The sequence below is a fragment of the Anaerococcus sp. C0059F3 genome, from assembly GCF_056590475.1.
This window is the reverse complement of the sequence record NZ_JBWPWE010000012.1, coordinates 52,217-68,522: the sequence shown is the minus strand read 5'-3', so window position 1 is coordinate 68,522 and position 16,306 is coordinate 52,217. Positions and strand designations below refer to the sequence as shown.

The window sequence follows — 16,306 nt, the reverse complement described above, 5'->3', positions numbered from 1 at the left end:
TCAACTTCTTTTGCATTTGCTGGTGGAGTTACTGTTACGCTTCCATCATCGTTTGCTTTTACTGTTGGTGCAGCTGGGGCTGTTGTGTCGTTTGACTTTCCTGTAGCTTCTGGTGATTCTTGTGTGCCAGCTTTTTCTTTTGCTTTTACTTCTTCATTCTTAGATAGTTTGCTTGCTGGGATTGTTACTATACCAGTTTCTTTTTCTATCTTTATTGATGGGTCTGTGCCGTCTGCCAGTTTCCACTCGCCGTTTTCTTTCTTTGCTGTAACATTTGTTGGATTAGTAGCATCGCCAAATGATATTTCTAGTGTATCAGATTCTTTATTATTTGGTATAACTTTTACACTACCATCAGCTACTGGTTCTACTGTTGGTGCTTTAAGTTTTTCAATAACTGTATCATCTTGTGAAAGTAGTCCAACTTTTTGCTTGTCGCCAGTTCCTTGTGTTACTGTTACTGCTCCGTCATCAGAAACTACGATGTTAGCATCAGATGGTAAATCTGTATTGACTTTTTTAACAGCTTCTTTAACTTTTTCTTTTTCTTCTGCTGTTAATTGATTAATGTTTTGTACTGGTGTTTTTTCTGGTGCTGTTAAAGCAATAATTTTATCATCAGCTGTTGCTTTTTTAACAGTCTTATCAGCTGTGATAGTTTTATCACCATCTTTTCCCATTGGTACTGTTACTGTACCATCATCAGCAACTTGAATTTCGTCGTCTGTAAAATCTAAGTCTGGGTTTGCTGCCTTAACAGCATCTTTTACAGCTTGTTTTTCTGTATTTGTGAGTTTATTTGTATCAGCAACTTTTGTTATTACTGGGTCATTTAATTTTTTGCCAGCTCTATCAAATGGTTTAACTGTGTCTTTTCCTTCTAATTTACCAGTCTTAGTACCATCTGTGACTGTTACATTACCCTTGCTGTCAACGTCAATTTTTGCTGTGTCTGGTAAATTGTTCTTTTGTTTAACTGCTGCAGCAACTTTATTTCTTTCTTCTTGTGTTAAATCAGTTGTATTCTTTACTTCAGTTTTTTCTGGAGCGGTCAAATCAAGAATAGTATCTTTTTGTACAACTGTTTGAGCAGGTGTAAATGAACCTGTCTTACCGTTTTGGTTAATTTTTACAGATCCGTCATCATTTACTGTAATGTCGTCATCTGTAAAGTATCTTTCCGGGTTAGCTTTTTTAATAGCATCTTTAACAGCTTGTTTTTCCTTATCAGTTAATGAACTTGCATTATCAACCTTAACTGGTTCTTTTGGTGGGTTGAAATTATTTTTAACTTCTTTTTGTATAATTGTCTGGTCTGGAGTTAATGTTCCAATCTTTCCATCTTTTGTAACTGTAACTTTACCGTCATCATCAACGACAACATCTTCTTTTGTTAATTTTAAGTCTGGGTTTGCTTTAATCACAGCAGCTTCAACAGCTTCTTGTTCTGGTTCTGTTAATTTTGTTTTATCTATTACTACTGTCTTGTCTGGGTCATTTAACTTCAAAGGAGTTTGATCAGTTCTTTCCCAAACTGCGTAATAAGTTTTTGGTGCTGTGATGTTAGTAAAATCTGTAACATTTGCTTCTGTAGCATCTTTCTTATCTGCCCAACCCTTGAATGTGAATCCATCTCTTGTTGGTGTAGGTGCTGTTACGCTTCCATTTTCAACCTTAACACCAGTTGTGTCCTTGCCGTCACCAAATTTACCTTGATTTGCATCAAATGTTACTGTTAATTCATCTGAATAAACAGCGTAAACAACCAAGTGTTTTGTTATTGGTGTTTCATTAGTAAAGATTTGTTCTTTTGATAGTTTATTAAATTCATCAGCTGTAACAACTGCCTTGCCGCCTAAAGCTTTTTTACCTGCTTCAGTAACCCAACCTAAGAAGTTCTTTCCTTCTTTTGTTGGTGCCTCTGCGAATTTATCACCAGTACCTTTTTTAACATTTGCACCTTCAAAACCATTAGGTTTGTAGTCTTCTTGGTCGTAGAAATTAATGTTGTCTGGTGCTATTTTTACTGCTTTATCTTGACCATCAGCAAAGCTACCAGTATTTGCATCAAATAATACTCTTGCTCTAACTCTTGTTTCTAATAGGTCAGATGGTAGTGATGATCCGTCTGATGCACTTGAAACAAATTTCATATCCTTTTTAAGTTCAAGCTTTGTTTCAGTCTTATCATCTGAATGATAAGGAAGCATCTTTGTTAAATCTACCAAATATTCATAAGCTAAGTATTCTTTTTTATCTTCTGCAAATTGTGCATCAAAGATATCAGTCTTCGGAATAAGAATCTTCTTCCTCAAATCTTGGCCAACTAAATTACCATCTTTATCATATACGTTTTCAGCAGCTTGAACTTTTGCATAAAGTTTATTAGTTTTACTATCATAAACTGTTCTTATCTTGCCGCCGTCATACTTTGTATAACCAACAAAACTTGTTGTATCAGTATTAAACTTATCATTGTCGGCTGGCAAAACTCTTGGATCCTTATAGAAGTCATCTGTTCCATCTGCATAATCATTTGTAAATATCATTTGATATGGAGTGTAAAGTGACTTATTTATGGAAAGGATGGATGATTTGTCTGAGGAGTCAGTCCATGTAAGTTCCTTAACAGTATCTTGAGCTTTTGTTAGTTCTCTATATTTGAACCAAGATGTTTGATCTTCTAATTTAGTGCCCTTTTCATCATAGGATTCTACAATTATATCTTCACCTGGTTTTAATTTCTTTGTGTTTATATAGAAGTTACCACCTGTTGATAATGTTACTAAATTTGAACCTCCATCCATAACCTTGTCTTTATTGTCAAAGCTCCAGAATCCTTTAGGTTCAAATTTCTTTTCAGCTTTCGTTCCGTCTGCAAGTGTGTATTTTAGAATGTAGTAACCTTTTTTACCTTGCTTATAAAGGTGCATATTGATATTTCTATCTTTTTGTAAGGTTAATGTTGCTCCACCTTCGTTTAGCTTAGTTCCGTTATGGATTTCAAGGAAGTTTACAGGCTTGTCATGGTCTTTTGCATATGGCATGTAAACTTTTATCTTATCTCCAGGCTTTACAGTAGCACCTTCTCTAAGGTCAAACTTAAAGATACCATTTGCATATCTTTCGATGGTTTCAATACCCTTACTACCAGTTATATAGTAAGAATAGTAGCCTTGTTGCTTTCTAATGATTGCATCTTCGTTACCGATTTGAAGCATTATTTGGCCATCTGTAGGGTCACTAGTAGTGTCGATTATATAAGATTCGCCTTCTTGAGCTGTATAGCCATCTTCGTATGTTTTTTCATAGACAACCCAGCCGTCTTTATTTGGATTAGTCCAACCGGATATCATAGAGTAATTAAGCTTTCTAGTTTTATTACCGCCGCTCAATGGATCTCTACCTGCAAAGGTGTCTTCAAACTTACCCTTGTCTACAACATAATCAATACCAGTGATGTAGAATCCGGATATCATTGAGTATTGGTCATGTTGTGGTATCTCAACCTTGTTAACTCCATCTTTTTGGAAGTCATGGGTACCAATAACTAGGTAGGCAAGCTTCTTATCTTTTGATAAATTGAAGTCTTTTTTCTTAATACCAAAATTGTGTGAGTATTTTGATTTAAGTCTTGTATTTTCAAAAACATTTACATAGGCGACATTGCCTTTATCATCTTCCTTCAAATAATTAAGAAGATTGGCGTCAAAGGCTTGTGTAAAGGCAATTGGTTGTCCGCCAACTGTTTCTCTTACTATGGTATTGGTTTGACCTGTATATTGAGTTCTGATTATACCAAGATTCTTTTCGTCCTTGTATTGGTCTGGATTGGCAATAAATTCGGACATAACAAACTCTTGAGCAGTTGCATTATTGCCATCTTTTTGATAGCCACCTTTGATAAATAGTCTATTTACCTTATCTTCAAGAGAAACTGATGTTGTCTTGGTATAAGTTGAATAGTCCATGGATGTTCCCTTTGGAGCATAAGCATAGATTTTTTTACCCTGAGTGTCAGCAAGTCTCATTTGAACAATGTAGTTCTTTTGACCTAATTTTTCAATTGTTACACCTTCTTTTAAAACTAGGTTAATAGGAAGGTTCTTTCTTTGATTTGTTAAGTCCCCTCTCAATACGCCTAGGTCAACAATTCTCTCCTTGCCCTCATTAAATGGATCTAGTTTGCCCGTTTTAGCTTCGTTACCTGCGATATTTACACCAACCATGTAGGACTTGTCGTAGTCGATGTATTGGTCAAGGTCTCCAAAGTTAAATATAGCTCTGTACCAAACACCTGTGGCTGCTCCGCCTTTTTCCTTGTAAACCATTCTAAGTACAGTTCTACCGTTGGCATCAACAAAGTTACCATCGTAGTCGATGTCGTTCATTTGAACTGGTTCTGATGTAGTAACTCTTACAAGTGTTTGATTATCGCCAACCTTCCAACGAGACTTATCTTTGATCTTATTTTCCCAGTTTGCTTTGTTGTAGTATGTTGCGCTTGATAGGGCGTCAACTTCCTCTCCAGCGTCATTATGTTCACCTACTGCTTCTGGTTTTACTTCATCACCAAATTCTAGGTCTTGATCTGCATCATCGCTAGATTCTTCGCCTTGTTTTTCTTTATCGGCTATTTCTTGGTCGATAAACTCGTCAAGGTCAAAAAGTATGCCTTCTTGGGCCTTTTGGTCCTTGGCCTTGATTTCTAGTTCTTTGATTTCTTCTTCTGTGAATTTTGCTTCTAGTAATTTTTGCTTTTGCTCTGCTGAGAAGATGGATTCTTCTTCAGTATTTGCATCAGCTAATTCTTCTGAACTAGCAGGAAATCTGCTTCCTCTGCCCATGTATCAACTGGTGATACAATGAGGCTGAAGCCTAGCATACAAGATACTAAACCAATAGATAGTTTTCTTGTAGCGTATTTTGGTTTTCTGATGGAACCTTTGAGCTTTCTTTGCTCGATTATTTCCTTCATTAACAATTTGTCGTCCAAAATTAATACCTCTCTTTCTACTTTTTCCTAATATATAGGGACAATACCCCCATTATTAACTAAAGTCTTATATCCATCATACATCTAAGAGTCATTTTTTCAATTTAATTAGTTTTTCAAACTTGTCTTTCTCAATAAAACTAAAATTAATATGACTTTCCAAGGGATTTTTTCCTTGACAGTGATTAATTATGTATTAATTATGGATTTCATGCATAAACAAAGCGAAATCTGAATAAATATTTGTTAAAAAATCTATATCTATCTAGTTTTAATAATCTTCATTTTTTTTACTTTAAAGCTTTTTAATGATTTTTTTATAATTATAAAGGTCTTTTAATTGATTTTATCGCATTTAGGGTGCCTTTATCTGATTAAACATTTACCTTGTTTTGTATTATTATGGACCTAATCTCGAGATGAATAATTTTAGAAATGAGGAATAAGAATGATTAATATAAATAATGCTGTTAGGATAATGGATGATTATATGCCACTGATTTATGCTACTATTAGAAGATTTAATAAATTTGATAGGATGGAGGCGATTGATGAGGCAAAGATGGTCTTGATGGAGGCTATCCTTGATTATGATGAAAGCAAGGGATCTTTTGGAAATTATCTAAAGAATATGCTTAATTACTATTTTTGGGATAAGTCAAAAAAGCCCTTTCCAATTTCCCTTGATATGGAAAGCGGCAATGGGGCAAGTCTAAAAGACGACCTTGTGTGCGATGATGATATTGAGGATGATTTTTTTACAAAGGAAAAATATAAGGATCTTTACGCAAAGATAAAACGCCTTGATGATAAAGATATTTTGATAATAAAGCTAAAATACTGGGAAAATCTGTCGGATAAAAAAATAGGAGAAATAATGAATCTCTCCGCCAAGACAATTAGAAATAGGCATTCTCTGGCCCTAAAAGACCTTAAGGAGATGATGGAAAGCTTATAGGTGTTGGGATATATGGTAACACAAAGCGCCATTGCTAGCGAGGACCTTTAGATAGTTTACCCCGAGCGGGAAAATTTACCTCGGGCAAGGTCGAGATGAGGGGACGAGGAATCTTATTAGAATTTGGAGCTCTGCGAATATTCTGGGGCTTTGTTTGCGGGATTCCTTCTCTCGACTACGCTCGAGACAGGCTCATTCTGATTGGAATGACATTTTGAAAAATTTGGGTAGGTGATTATTTTATTAACGTCCCCCGAATGTATGAGTAGAGCTCATACTTATTTGGACGAGGAGGTCCCTGTCTCACCGAGCCGACGGGCTTGCCAACAGTCGGGACGAGGGTTTGGGTTTGAGTTGGTCTCTCCGTTCATACTGGTCTTTTATTTGTAAGATCCCTCGTCAAAGTCCTTCGGACTTTTCTGTCGGGACGGCGCTGAATTCATCTCGCAAATTCTCGGTTAAGGACTGCCATCAACTCGCTTAACTCACTGTAGCCAGACCATTAGCGACGGCACCGTCCCCCTCGCTTCACCCGATAGCTAGCCCGTCGGCTCTAGGAGACTGGAGAAGCCTCTTGCCGTTTTTGTATAATTATTATGGTAAGGAATTCTCGTTAATTTTAGTATGGAGTAGTCGTTTTATAAACGTCCCCCGAATGTATGAGTAGAGCTCATCCGTAGTTGGAAGGTAATCTTTTTATTCCGAACGCTCCTTTTCGTCGCGTCCTGTCCTCACCTAGCCGACGGGCTAGCTCAAAATTACATAAGGTTTTATCCTATTTTTTCTTCATACCTTTGGTGTTCGAAAAATAGCATAAATCGTTCAAATTTTGTTAGCAAAATTTGAACTACCATTATAGTAGGTCTCTGTCTCACCGAGCCAACGGGCTTGCCTCCCATTCGAGACGAGGGCTTGGGTTTGAGTTGATCTCGGGGCTCCACCTCCTCATCTCGACTAAGCTTAGGGCAAGCCCGTCTGGCTTTTGGAAGACCCACCACGCGAAGTCCTAACCCTATTTTCGACGAAAATAGATGGTAGGCCTGGTGCCGTAGCTGAGTGGTCTCGAAAATGACCGATGCTAAAGCATCGGTCACCCTTGAATGGTGGGACTATTCCCATTAGCGAATCAGAAAAAGACTGATGTTTTGATCAGTCTTTCTAAAATCCCGAGGTAATTTGTGAGGAAAAATGTGGGAAATCGGCGAAGTACAGAAGAAACCGGAGTGAGGCGTACCAAAGTACGCCGCAACGAGGTTTATTCGAAACGAGCCGATTTACCCATTTTTACCACAAATTACTCCCATTCTTCTTTTCCAAACGTACACTAAATATCAAACCATTCAAAATACTATATTTTATTTTTTAGAGTACCACTAAATCCACTTAATTATAGGACATTTTCAAATTTTTAGTCCCGTCCCAATCCCAGTACCGGACAAAAACTAATAATATTTATAAAGATTCTATATAAACGCCAAAATACATCTAGCTAATAATAAAAACCACCGGCGCAGTGAAATGACCCCCAAAAGCTTGACTTAAAAACCAACTTAAAGAGGTCAGTTTTTTGGCTCTTTGTCAAATCGTGTTGGTAATTAAAAATCAACTACATTCTTTATCGGGGATAGAAATTTCTATCCCCGATTTTTAACTAGCAAATAAATTCCTTGAAATAAGTATTCTAGTTCTAAAATTCGCAAAATTCCTGTAACCAAACGCCACTCTCTTTAAAACCTTAATATAATTGTTTATACCCTCAACAGCACCATTAGAGTACTCAAAATTAAATGAATTCTTAAGATAATCAATATATTCAAGACAAGTATCAATCGATACCTGCATCCTAAAACCAACCCTATCCCTAAAATAAATCAAATGCTTTTTAAAAGACTCAAAATCTCGATTTTCAATATCTTGCCTAATAATCAGATAGCAGGTACAAGAGTCTTCTAAAACTTTATCAATTGAAATACTTTCATTAACAACATCTAACTGAGAAATATACCTACCAGGGAAATGTATTTTCTTAGAAAGGACTGTCGAACTAAGCAACCTATAAGGTTTTAGAAATAGCTTCCAATATTTCTTAAGCTTCTTGTAATCTGAAGAATAAGTAGAAAAAGTCTTCATAGTATCAACTCTAATCTGATTAAAAGATCTAGAAAAAAGACCAACAATATGGAATCTATCAATAATAATCTTAGCATTTACAAATAACTCCTTAATTAAAGAAATATAGGGACTATACGTATCAATACAAATAGTCTCAACTTGATTTCTAACATATTTAGGAAAAGAAGAAAAATATCTTTTTAGAAAAGGCAGTTGTCTATTCTCAACAATATCAACTATCTTATTATTATCAGCATCACAATAAATAAAACTCATAGCACCTTTAGCATCTTTGGTTGATTTAAACTCATCAAAACATAGATGTTTAGGAAGTGTTCTAAAATCTACATTAAAATAATTATCAAATCTAGCTAAAAATCTAGCAACACTAGTAGTGGAAATGTTGTTATCTCTGGCAATATCTTTAATTGAAATCTTCTTAGTTAAATCAGCAAATATGTGTTTTTTTACTTGATTATAAATATTACAATGTTTATCAACTATCTTAGACTCAAGTAAAAAATACTTATTGCAATCCTTGCAGTACATCTTCTGCTTCTTCAAATCAATTAAAACAGGATGTTCACCGCCCTAGAGCACCTTACAATAGATGATTTAAATCCATACTTAATTAGATTATGGTTAGAGCCACAATTAGGACAAACTTGTTCAGAATATTCTAATTTAGCTGTTAAAATTGTATATGTTACACCTTTAATAACTTTGTGATATATTCCATTAGAAAAATTAAGGTTCTTATCTTTGATATTCAGTAAATTTGTAATAAAATAATTGTTAGACATATTTAATCTCCTTTTTAATTTGTAGCTGATTTAATTATAGGGTAAATGATTAAATATGTCTTCTTTTTTTACAAAAAATCGTGCTGACAGAAGTTTCATCTACTTCTACCAACACGATTTATTATAGAACCTTTTTTCAGGATTAAGGTTGATACACAAAATTGTTTACAGATCCGGGTCACCTTATTTAATTTGGTAGCTCTTTTTAATTGTATCATATTATAATTCTTTTATATTTGTACAAAGTATAAAACATAGTTTATCGTTTATTGACTAGCTTTCAAATCCATAGTAAATACAGATCCACTTGGTATATTATCCGTTACACTTATTTCGCCACCATGGGCCTTAACTATAATCCTACAAAGATATAAGCCTAGACCTATACTCCTCTTGCTATCGATGATTTTGTTATTAGCCGAATAGAATTTTTGGAATATTCTTTTCTTATCGGTATCTTCAATTCCTTTTCCATTATCTGCCACTTGGATTATGACTTTGTTTGCATCTTGGTAGGCTCTTATATTGATACTTGACCCTTCAAAAGTATATTTTATAGCATTATCTACAAGGTTTATGATGACTTGTATTATTAACCTCACATCCATATCAGCCATTAGATAGTCATCATCTATATCAACAGTTATATTGTGATTTTTTTTATCTCTGCTTACATGCTTTAGGGCCTCTTCTATGACTTCTTCAACCATTTGTGGCTCTATTTTTAGTTTGCTTTTACCTTCTTCAACTCTAGTTACTGAAAGTAAATTTTCTATAAGATTCAGTAGCCACTGTGAATCATCATAAATATCTCTATATAGCCCTAATTTCATTGTTTCTGTTAAGTTTTCCGAATTATTAAGTAGTATATGAGAATTTCCATAAATAGTTGTTAGGGGCGTTCTTAAGTCATGGGAGATTGATCTTAAAAGATTTGTTTTCAATTGCTCATCTTTTATTCTCAAATTAGCTTCGTTTTTATCTTTTAAAATTTTTTCTTTCTCTAAAGCCAAAGACATATCTCCAAGGATTGCTAGTAAAATTTTATTTTCTACGGAATCTAGCCTATCTTTACCCAAATGTATACCTATAACCCCATACACACTTGTATTAAATCTGATTGCATAATATAAGTACTTGGCATCTGGCAAATATTCTGTGCCAGCACCTGCACTTTTGTTTTTGGCAAATACCCACTTTACTATTTCTAATTCTTTGAGAAATTCTTTATCAGCATCCCTAAAATCATCCTTGAAAATTAGTGGATCCTGAATTTCCCCATCTACTATATCGTAATAAACTATATTTCTATTTAGTAGGTTTGATAATTGATTACAGCCTGTTTCTATGATTTCGTGTTTGGATATTTTAGTCTGTAAAAGTTGATTTGTTTCTAACAAAAGCTTTGTTATATATGTCATATTTGATGAGTTCTTTGCATTTTTTCTTATCTGGCTTGCTAGCTTACTTGTCAAAAATGATACTATTAATAAGACTAAAAAAGTAATAATATATTCAGGATTAGATACTGATAAACTTAAAGTTGGCTTAGTAAAACAATAATTAAAGGCTAATACGCATATTACAGATGAAATAAAACTCACTAATTCATCATAAGTTACAAGGGCAATAAAAAATACACCTAGTATATAGATCATTATTATATTTGCATCACTGTAGCCAAAATCATAAAATATATAACCTATTAGAGTGCTGATTGCTAGTATTATAAAAGCAATTAACAAATCTTTTGATATATTTTTGTTTTCTTTAAATCCATAAGTTTTGACCTTATCATTTATTGGAACAGCGTAAATATCTATTCTGTCAGATTTTTTTACCACTTGATCATATATGCTGGTATTTAAAGATAATAGCTTAAAATCATTTCGTTTTTTTCCTATTACAATTTTTTTTACTTTATATAGTTTTGCAAAGTTTACTATTTGGCTTGCTATATCGTCATCATATATAATCTCAACCATAGCCCCCATGTTTTCCGCTAGACTTAAATTGTCTTGTAGGTAGTCATTGTCCTTTTTTTCCTGAAACTTATCTCTATCAGATACATATAGAGCAATTAGTTTAGCTTTTTCATTTTGAGCTATCTCATTGGCTTCTTTTATTACCTGACTATTAGATTGGGATTCAGATATACATACTAATATCAAATCTCTATCAATTAAATCCATTTATTTCATCTTCCCCTGATTTATTGATTCTAATCATCTTGTAGCCAACTCCAACATGAGTTTGGATATACTTATCGTCAGTTAATTTTTCTATCTTTTTTCTAAGAGAGGTCATATACACTCTCAAAGAAGAGAGATCAGATGCTAGGTAATTGACCCAAATGTTTTTTAGGATGTACTGATGTGTGAGAACCTTGCCAACATTTTCTGCTAATAAACATAATAAACTATATTCTATTGGCATTAAATGTATTTCTTCACCTTTAATAAATACGCTTCTCGAAGGATAATCTATTCTTATATCTCCATTTTCAAATGAAATTTTGTCTTCAACACTATTATTTTCAACATAGTTTATTCTTCTTAAGGTTGACCTAACTCTTGCAAGAAGTTCATCAACATTAAATGGCTTGGTCAAAAAATCATCTGCCCCTGCGTCCAAGGCTTCTATTTTATCTTCATCATTGGTCCTAGCGCTAATTACTATAACTGGAGTAGTCGAAAAATCTCTGAATTTTTTTATTATTTCTATTCCATCAATGTCAGGCAATCCCAAGTCAATAAAAACTATGTCATATTTATTTGAAGTCATTAGCTGTAGAGCATTTTTACCATCAATCGCTAGGTCATATTCATAATCATTTATCTGCAATGTTGTTGATATCAAGTTTCTCACAGCTCTGTCATCTTCTACAATTAATATTTTTATATTTTCATTCATATATACTTACCTTCTTTATAGCAAAATATTGGTCAAATCATTCTAAGCCTCAAGTTATGATTACCTGAGGCCTTATATTACAATATTATTTTTTCATTTCACTTACTAAGTCTATGTTTAGTTTCAATACATTTACAGTTTGTTCACCAAAGATTCCCAAAGCTTTTTCACTAGTATTTTGTTTTATCAGTTGTTCTAAGTTTTCTTTGGAGAGATTTGTATTTTTTGCTACTCTATCAACTTGTAATTGAGCTGCTTTGACAGAAATGTGTGGATCAAGACCTGAGCCTGATTGGCTTATGATGTCTTCAGGGATATCTTCTTTTGATACCGCAGGATTTTCTTTAATAAACTTATCTATATCTTCGTTAATTCTTTTCTTTAGGTTAGGGTTACTTACTGCTAAGTTTTTACTACCAGAAGCTAATCCATCATACTTGTCTCCATCTTCATAGACATTGTAGTTAACAGCTGATGGTCTCGAATGAAATAATTTTGGATCAGTAAAATCTTGACCTATTAATTCTGAGCCAACTACTTCATCTCCCATCTTTATTAAACTTCCATTAGCTTGTTTTGGAAAGATAATTTGTGCAAGTACCGTCATTAAAAGTGGATATATAATACCACAGACTATAAATGCAAATATTGTAACAAAAAAAACTTGTTTATATTTTTTAATAGTTCTCATTATAACTCCTTAAACTCCTTAAATTCCTAACATTCCAAGTAAAGGAAATACTAATATATCTATTAGTTTTATACCAATAAAAGGACAAATTACACCACCAAGTCCGTAAATCAACATATTCTTTCCTAACATTTTTGAAGCTGACATCGGTTCATATTTAACACCTTTCATTGCCAAAGGAATTAGACAAGGAATAATAATTGCATTAAATATTAGTGCTGAAATAATAGCACTTGATGGACTATTCAATCCCATAATGTTCAATACTCTCATTTGAGGTATAGCAAGAGTAAATATAGCTGGTATTATAGCAAAATATTTGGCAATATCATTAGCAATAGAAAATGTTGTCAAAGAACCTCTTGTTATAAGTAGCTGTTTACCAATCTCTATAACTTCCAATATTTTGGTTGGATCTGAATCCAAATCAACCATGTTTGCTGCTTCTTTTGCTGAACTTGTACCACTGTTCATAGCAATACCAACATCAGCTTGAGCCAAGGCTGGAGCATCGTTGGTTCCATCTCCTGTCATGGCTACAATTTTACCTAGGGTTTGTTCTTTCTTTATGGCTTCTATCTTATCCTCAGGTTTACATTCTGCTATATAGCCGTCAACACCAGCTTCTGCTGCAATTGTAGCTGCAGTAAGAGGGTTATCTCCAGTACACATTATGGTCTTTATCCCTATTTTTCTAAGTCTTTCAAACCTTTGTCTAAGTCCTGGCTTAACCGTATCTTTCAAATAGATAATTCCATAAATTACATTATCTACACAAACGACTAGTGGAGTACCCCCTAATTTTGAAATACTTTCTACTTTTGCTTGTAGGTCGCTTGGTACATCTCCACCTCTTTCAGTAATAAACTTTATTATAGCTTCCCCAGATCCCTTGCGTATCATGACACCGTTTTTTAAATCGATCCCACTCATCTTGCTTGCTGCAGTAAATTCTACAAAAGACGCATCTTCGTAATCTGCTGGATTAACTTTAGAACCCAATTTTTTTGCAAGTTCGACTGTAGATTTACCTTCAGGGGTGTCATCTTTTAGTGATGATATCATGGCATATTCTATTAAATCTGATTTGTCGATTCCATCGACATTTATAAAATCACTAGCTAACCTATTTCCAAAGGTTATTGTTCCTGTTTTGTCTAGAATCATTGTATCAACATCACCACAAGCTTCTACAGCCTTGCCTGACATTGCTATGACATTGAATCTAGTAACCCTATCCATACCAGCTATACCGATTGCGCTAAGTAATGCACCAATTGTAGTAGGGATTAGGCAAACCATTAAAGCTATTAATGTAGAAACTGAAATTTTTACATTAGAATAGTTAGCTATTGGATATAGGGTTATGATAACTATCAAAAATATAATAGTTAAGGAAACCAACAAGGTATTTAGAGCAATCTCATTTGGTGTTTTTTGTCTAGAGGCTCCTTCTACAAGAGAAATCATCTTATCCAAAAATGATTCACCAGGATCTGAGCTTATACGAACTTTAATCCAGTCTGATACAATAAGTGTACCTCCCGTCACTGAAGAAAAATCTCCTCCACTTTCTTTAGTTACTGGTGCAGATTCACCAGTGATTGCAGATTCATCAATACTTGCTATACCTTCAATTATTTCACCGTCATTAGGGATTATTTCGCCTACTTTTACTAAAACTATGTCTCCTTTTTTTAGGTCATTACTAGAGATTTCAATTTCTTTTCCATCATCTAAAATTTTTCTAGCCTTAGTATCCTTTTTTGTTTTTTTCAATGTCTCTGCTTGTGCCTTTCCCCTACCTTCAGCTACGGATTCGGCGAAATTTGCAAATAGTAAAGTTATAAACAAAATAATGGAAACAAGCATATTGTATTTACTTGCATTGTCGCTTCCATCATTTATCAAATTTGGGAAAAAAGCAAGTAATAGACAAATTATAAATCCAATTTCTACTACAAACATTACAGGGTTTTTTATCATATACTTAGGATTTAATTTTAAGAATGCCCCTTTAATAGAAGTCTTCATTATATCTTTACTTACAAATTTTGTTTTCTTATTAACCATATTTCCTCCTATAGTACCAACCATTCTGCTATTGGTCCTAAAGCTAGTACTGGCAAAAATGTTAGTGCTGCAAATATATAAACAATTATTACTAAAATAATTGAAAAAGTTAAGTTATTAGTTTTTAATGTTCCAGCAGTTTCATTGATATCTATTTTTTTAGAAAGATTTCCTGCTATTGCTAACTGGATAATAATAGCTAAATATCTTCCAAAAAACATTACTAATCCACAAGTTATATTCCAAAAGATTGTATTGTCAGCCAAACCTTCAAAACCAGAGCCATTATTCGCTGCTGATGAAGAATATTCGTATAGTATTTGACTTAGTCCGTGGAATCCTGGATTAGTAATACCCTCAAGTCCAGGATTTATACTAACTGCTAGTGCAGAAAAACCTAGAATCAAAAGTGGGTGAATGATAATTGATAAAGCTGCAAGTTTCATCTCATTACCTTCAATTTTTTTACCTAGATATTCCGGTGTCTTACCAATCATAAGACCGCATATAAATACTGCTAAGATAGCATAGATTAACATATTCATAAGTCCTACACCTGCTCCACCAAATACAACATTTAACATCATGTGAAGCAAAGGAACTAGGCCACCCAAAGGTGTAAGTGTATCATGCATATTGTTAACAGTTCCAGTAGTAAATGACGTTGTAACTGTTGTAAATAATGAAGATTGGGCAATACCAAAACGCATCTCTTTTCCTTCCATATTTCCCATATTGTGAGATATTCCAGAAAGACTTGCCCCGTTTACACCATTAAGCTCATTATGATAGCAAATACCCAAGCCTATTACAAATAATATGGACATGGCAATAAATATTGACTGGCCTTCTTTGCCCAGCCAAACTTTCTTAGCCATAGCTTTATCTGTGTGCTCTGGTATTTGTTCATTTTCACTTGCTGATTTTTTAATAAACTTATCATGTGCCATCTTTCCAAAAATGAAAACACATGATCCTGGCAATAACATCATAGAAATTAATTCTATAATATTTGAAATAATATTAGGGTTTTCAAAAGGAGTTGATGAGTTGGCTCCAAAAAATCCTCCACCATTAGTACCCAAATGTTTAATTGCCTCCAAAGCAGCTACAGGACCAGCACCAAGTTCTTGGTTTTTGCCCTCAATAGTTTTAATTAAGATATTAGAATTAAAGTTTTGGATAACTCCTTGAGACACCAATAATAATCCAACAATAATAGATGCTGGTAATAAAAATCTTGTTATGATTTTTATAAAATCTACAAAGAAGTTTCCCATCTTCTCTCCAAGTATTCCTCTTATCATTGCTACGCAAGCTGCATATCCACTAGCTGCTGAAGTGAACATCATCATAATAACCACAAACATTTGAGAAAAATATGACAAGCCTGATTCACCAGCATAGTGTTGCAAGTTAGTATTAGTCATAAAAGAAATAATTGTATTAAAAGCTAAAGTTTCCTCCATAGAGCCTATTTTATTTGGATTAAATATCCCTATAGATTGAATTCTAAGAACTAGATATGAAAGTAGAACCAAACACGCATTTAAAAGAATCAATGACAATGCATATTCTTTCCAGTCCATATCACTTTTTTCAATCTTTAAAATTTTAAAAATTCCTGAATCCACTTTATCAAATAAAGGATCAGCGAATGTTTTTTTATTGTTAGTCATTTTATATAAGTAATTTCCACATGGAAATATAATGACTAAGAATATTAGTAATGTTAATAATATTTGTAACATAATCTCTCC

General features: G+C 33.7%; 7 protein-coding genes and 1 pseudogene. 1 reads left to right on the top strand and 7 read right to left on the bottom strand.

Annotated features, from left to right (window positions below; genetic code table 11):
* A partial coding sequence (locus AC1EJ5_RS08580; RefSeq protein ID WP_479815695.1) for an InlB B-repeat-containing protein occupies positions 1–4,847 on the bottom strand: 4,847 nt, incomplete at its 3' end.
* 597 nt (positions 4,848–5,444) lie between these two features.
* Between AC1EJ5_RS08580 and AC1EJ5_RS08575 the strand changes: the two genes are divergently transcribed.
* Positions 5,445–5,954, top strand: a complete 510-nt coding sequence (locus AC1EJ5_RS08575) for a sigma-70 family RNA polymerase sigma factor (RefSeq protein ID WP_479815693.1) — start codon at positions 5,445–5,447, stop codon at positions 5,952–5,954.
* Between the two features lie 1,647 nt (positions 5,955–7,601).
* On the opposite strand, the pseudogene AC1EJ5_RS08570 reads toward AC1EJ5_RS08575, so the two are convergent.
* From AC1EJ5_RS08570 to AC1EJ5_RS08545, 6 genes and pseudogenes are all read right to left on the bottom strand, one after another.
* Positions 7,602–8,639: pseudogene (locus AC1EJ5_RS08570) on the bottom strand (ISL3 family transposase); the annotation flags it as partial.
* Between the two features lie 496 nt (positions 8,640–9,135).
* Entirely contained in the window at positions 9,136–11,061 is a 1,926-nt protein-coding gene (locus AC1EJ5_RS08565) for an ATP-binding protein (RefSeq protein WP_479815692.1), read from the bottom strand.
* On the bottom strand, positions 11,048–11,782 hold the full coding sequence (locus tag AC1EJ5_RS08560) for a response regulator transcription factor (RefSeq protein WP_223417948.1): 735 nt from the start codon (positions 11,780–11,782) through the stop codon (positions 11,048–11,050). Before AC1EJ5_RS08560 ends, AC1EJ5_RS08565 begins: the two co-directional genes overlap by 14 nt.
* Before the next feature lie 85 nt (positions 11,783–11,867).
* Positions 11,868–12,473 (bottom strand): potassium-transporting ATPase subunit KdpC, encoded by a 606-nt coding sequence (kdpC, locus tag AC1EJ5_RS08555; RefSeq protein WP_209773177.1) that lies wholly within the window; start codon positions 12,471–12,473, stop codon positions 11,868–11,870.
* A gap of 18 nt (positions 12,474–12,491) precedes the next feature.
* Positions 12,492–14,546 (bottom strand): potassium-transporting ATPase subunit KdpB, encoded by a 2,055-nt coding sequence (gene kdpB / locus AC1EJ5_RS08550; protein WP_479815691.1) that lies wholly within the window; start codon positions 14,544–14,546, stop codon positions 12,492–12,494.
* Between the two features lie 8 nt (positions 14,547–14,554).
* Positions 14,555–16,297, bottom strand: a complete 1,743-nt coding sequence (locus AC1EJ5_RS08545; protein ID WP_479815690.1) for a potassium-transporting ATPase subunit KdpA — start codon at positions 16,295–16,297, stop codon at positions 14,555–14,557.
* Positions 16,298–16,306: the final 9 nt, after the last annotated feature.

Excerpts from the sequence above, each read along its gene's own strand:
- kdpC (WP_209773177.1), bottom strand. The coding sequence starts at position 12,473 with ATGAGAACTATTAAAAAATATAAACAAGTTTTTTTTGTTACAATATTT.
- AC1EJ5_RS08575 (WP_479815693.1), top strand. The coding sequence starts at position 5,445 with ATGATTAATATAAATAATGCTGTTAGGATAATGGATGATTATATGCCA.
- kdpB (WP_479815691.1), bottom strand. The coding sequence starts at position 14,546 with ATGGTTAATAAGAAAACAAAATTTGTAAGTAAAGATATAATGAAGACT.
- AC1EJ5_RS08560 (WP_223417948.1), bottom strand. The coding sequence starts at position 11,782 with ATGAATGAAAATATAAAAATATTAATTGTAGAAGATGACAGAGCTGTG.
- AC1EJ5_RS08545 (WP_479815690.1), bottom strand. The coding sequence starts at position 16,297 with ATGTTACAAATATTATTAACATTACTAATATTCTTAGTCATTATATTT.
- AC1EJ5_RS08565 (WP_479815692.1), bottom strand. The coding sequence starts at position 11,061 with ATGGATTTAATTGATAGAGATTTGATATTAGTATGTATATCTGAATCC.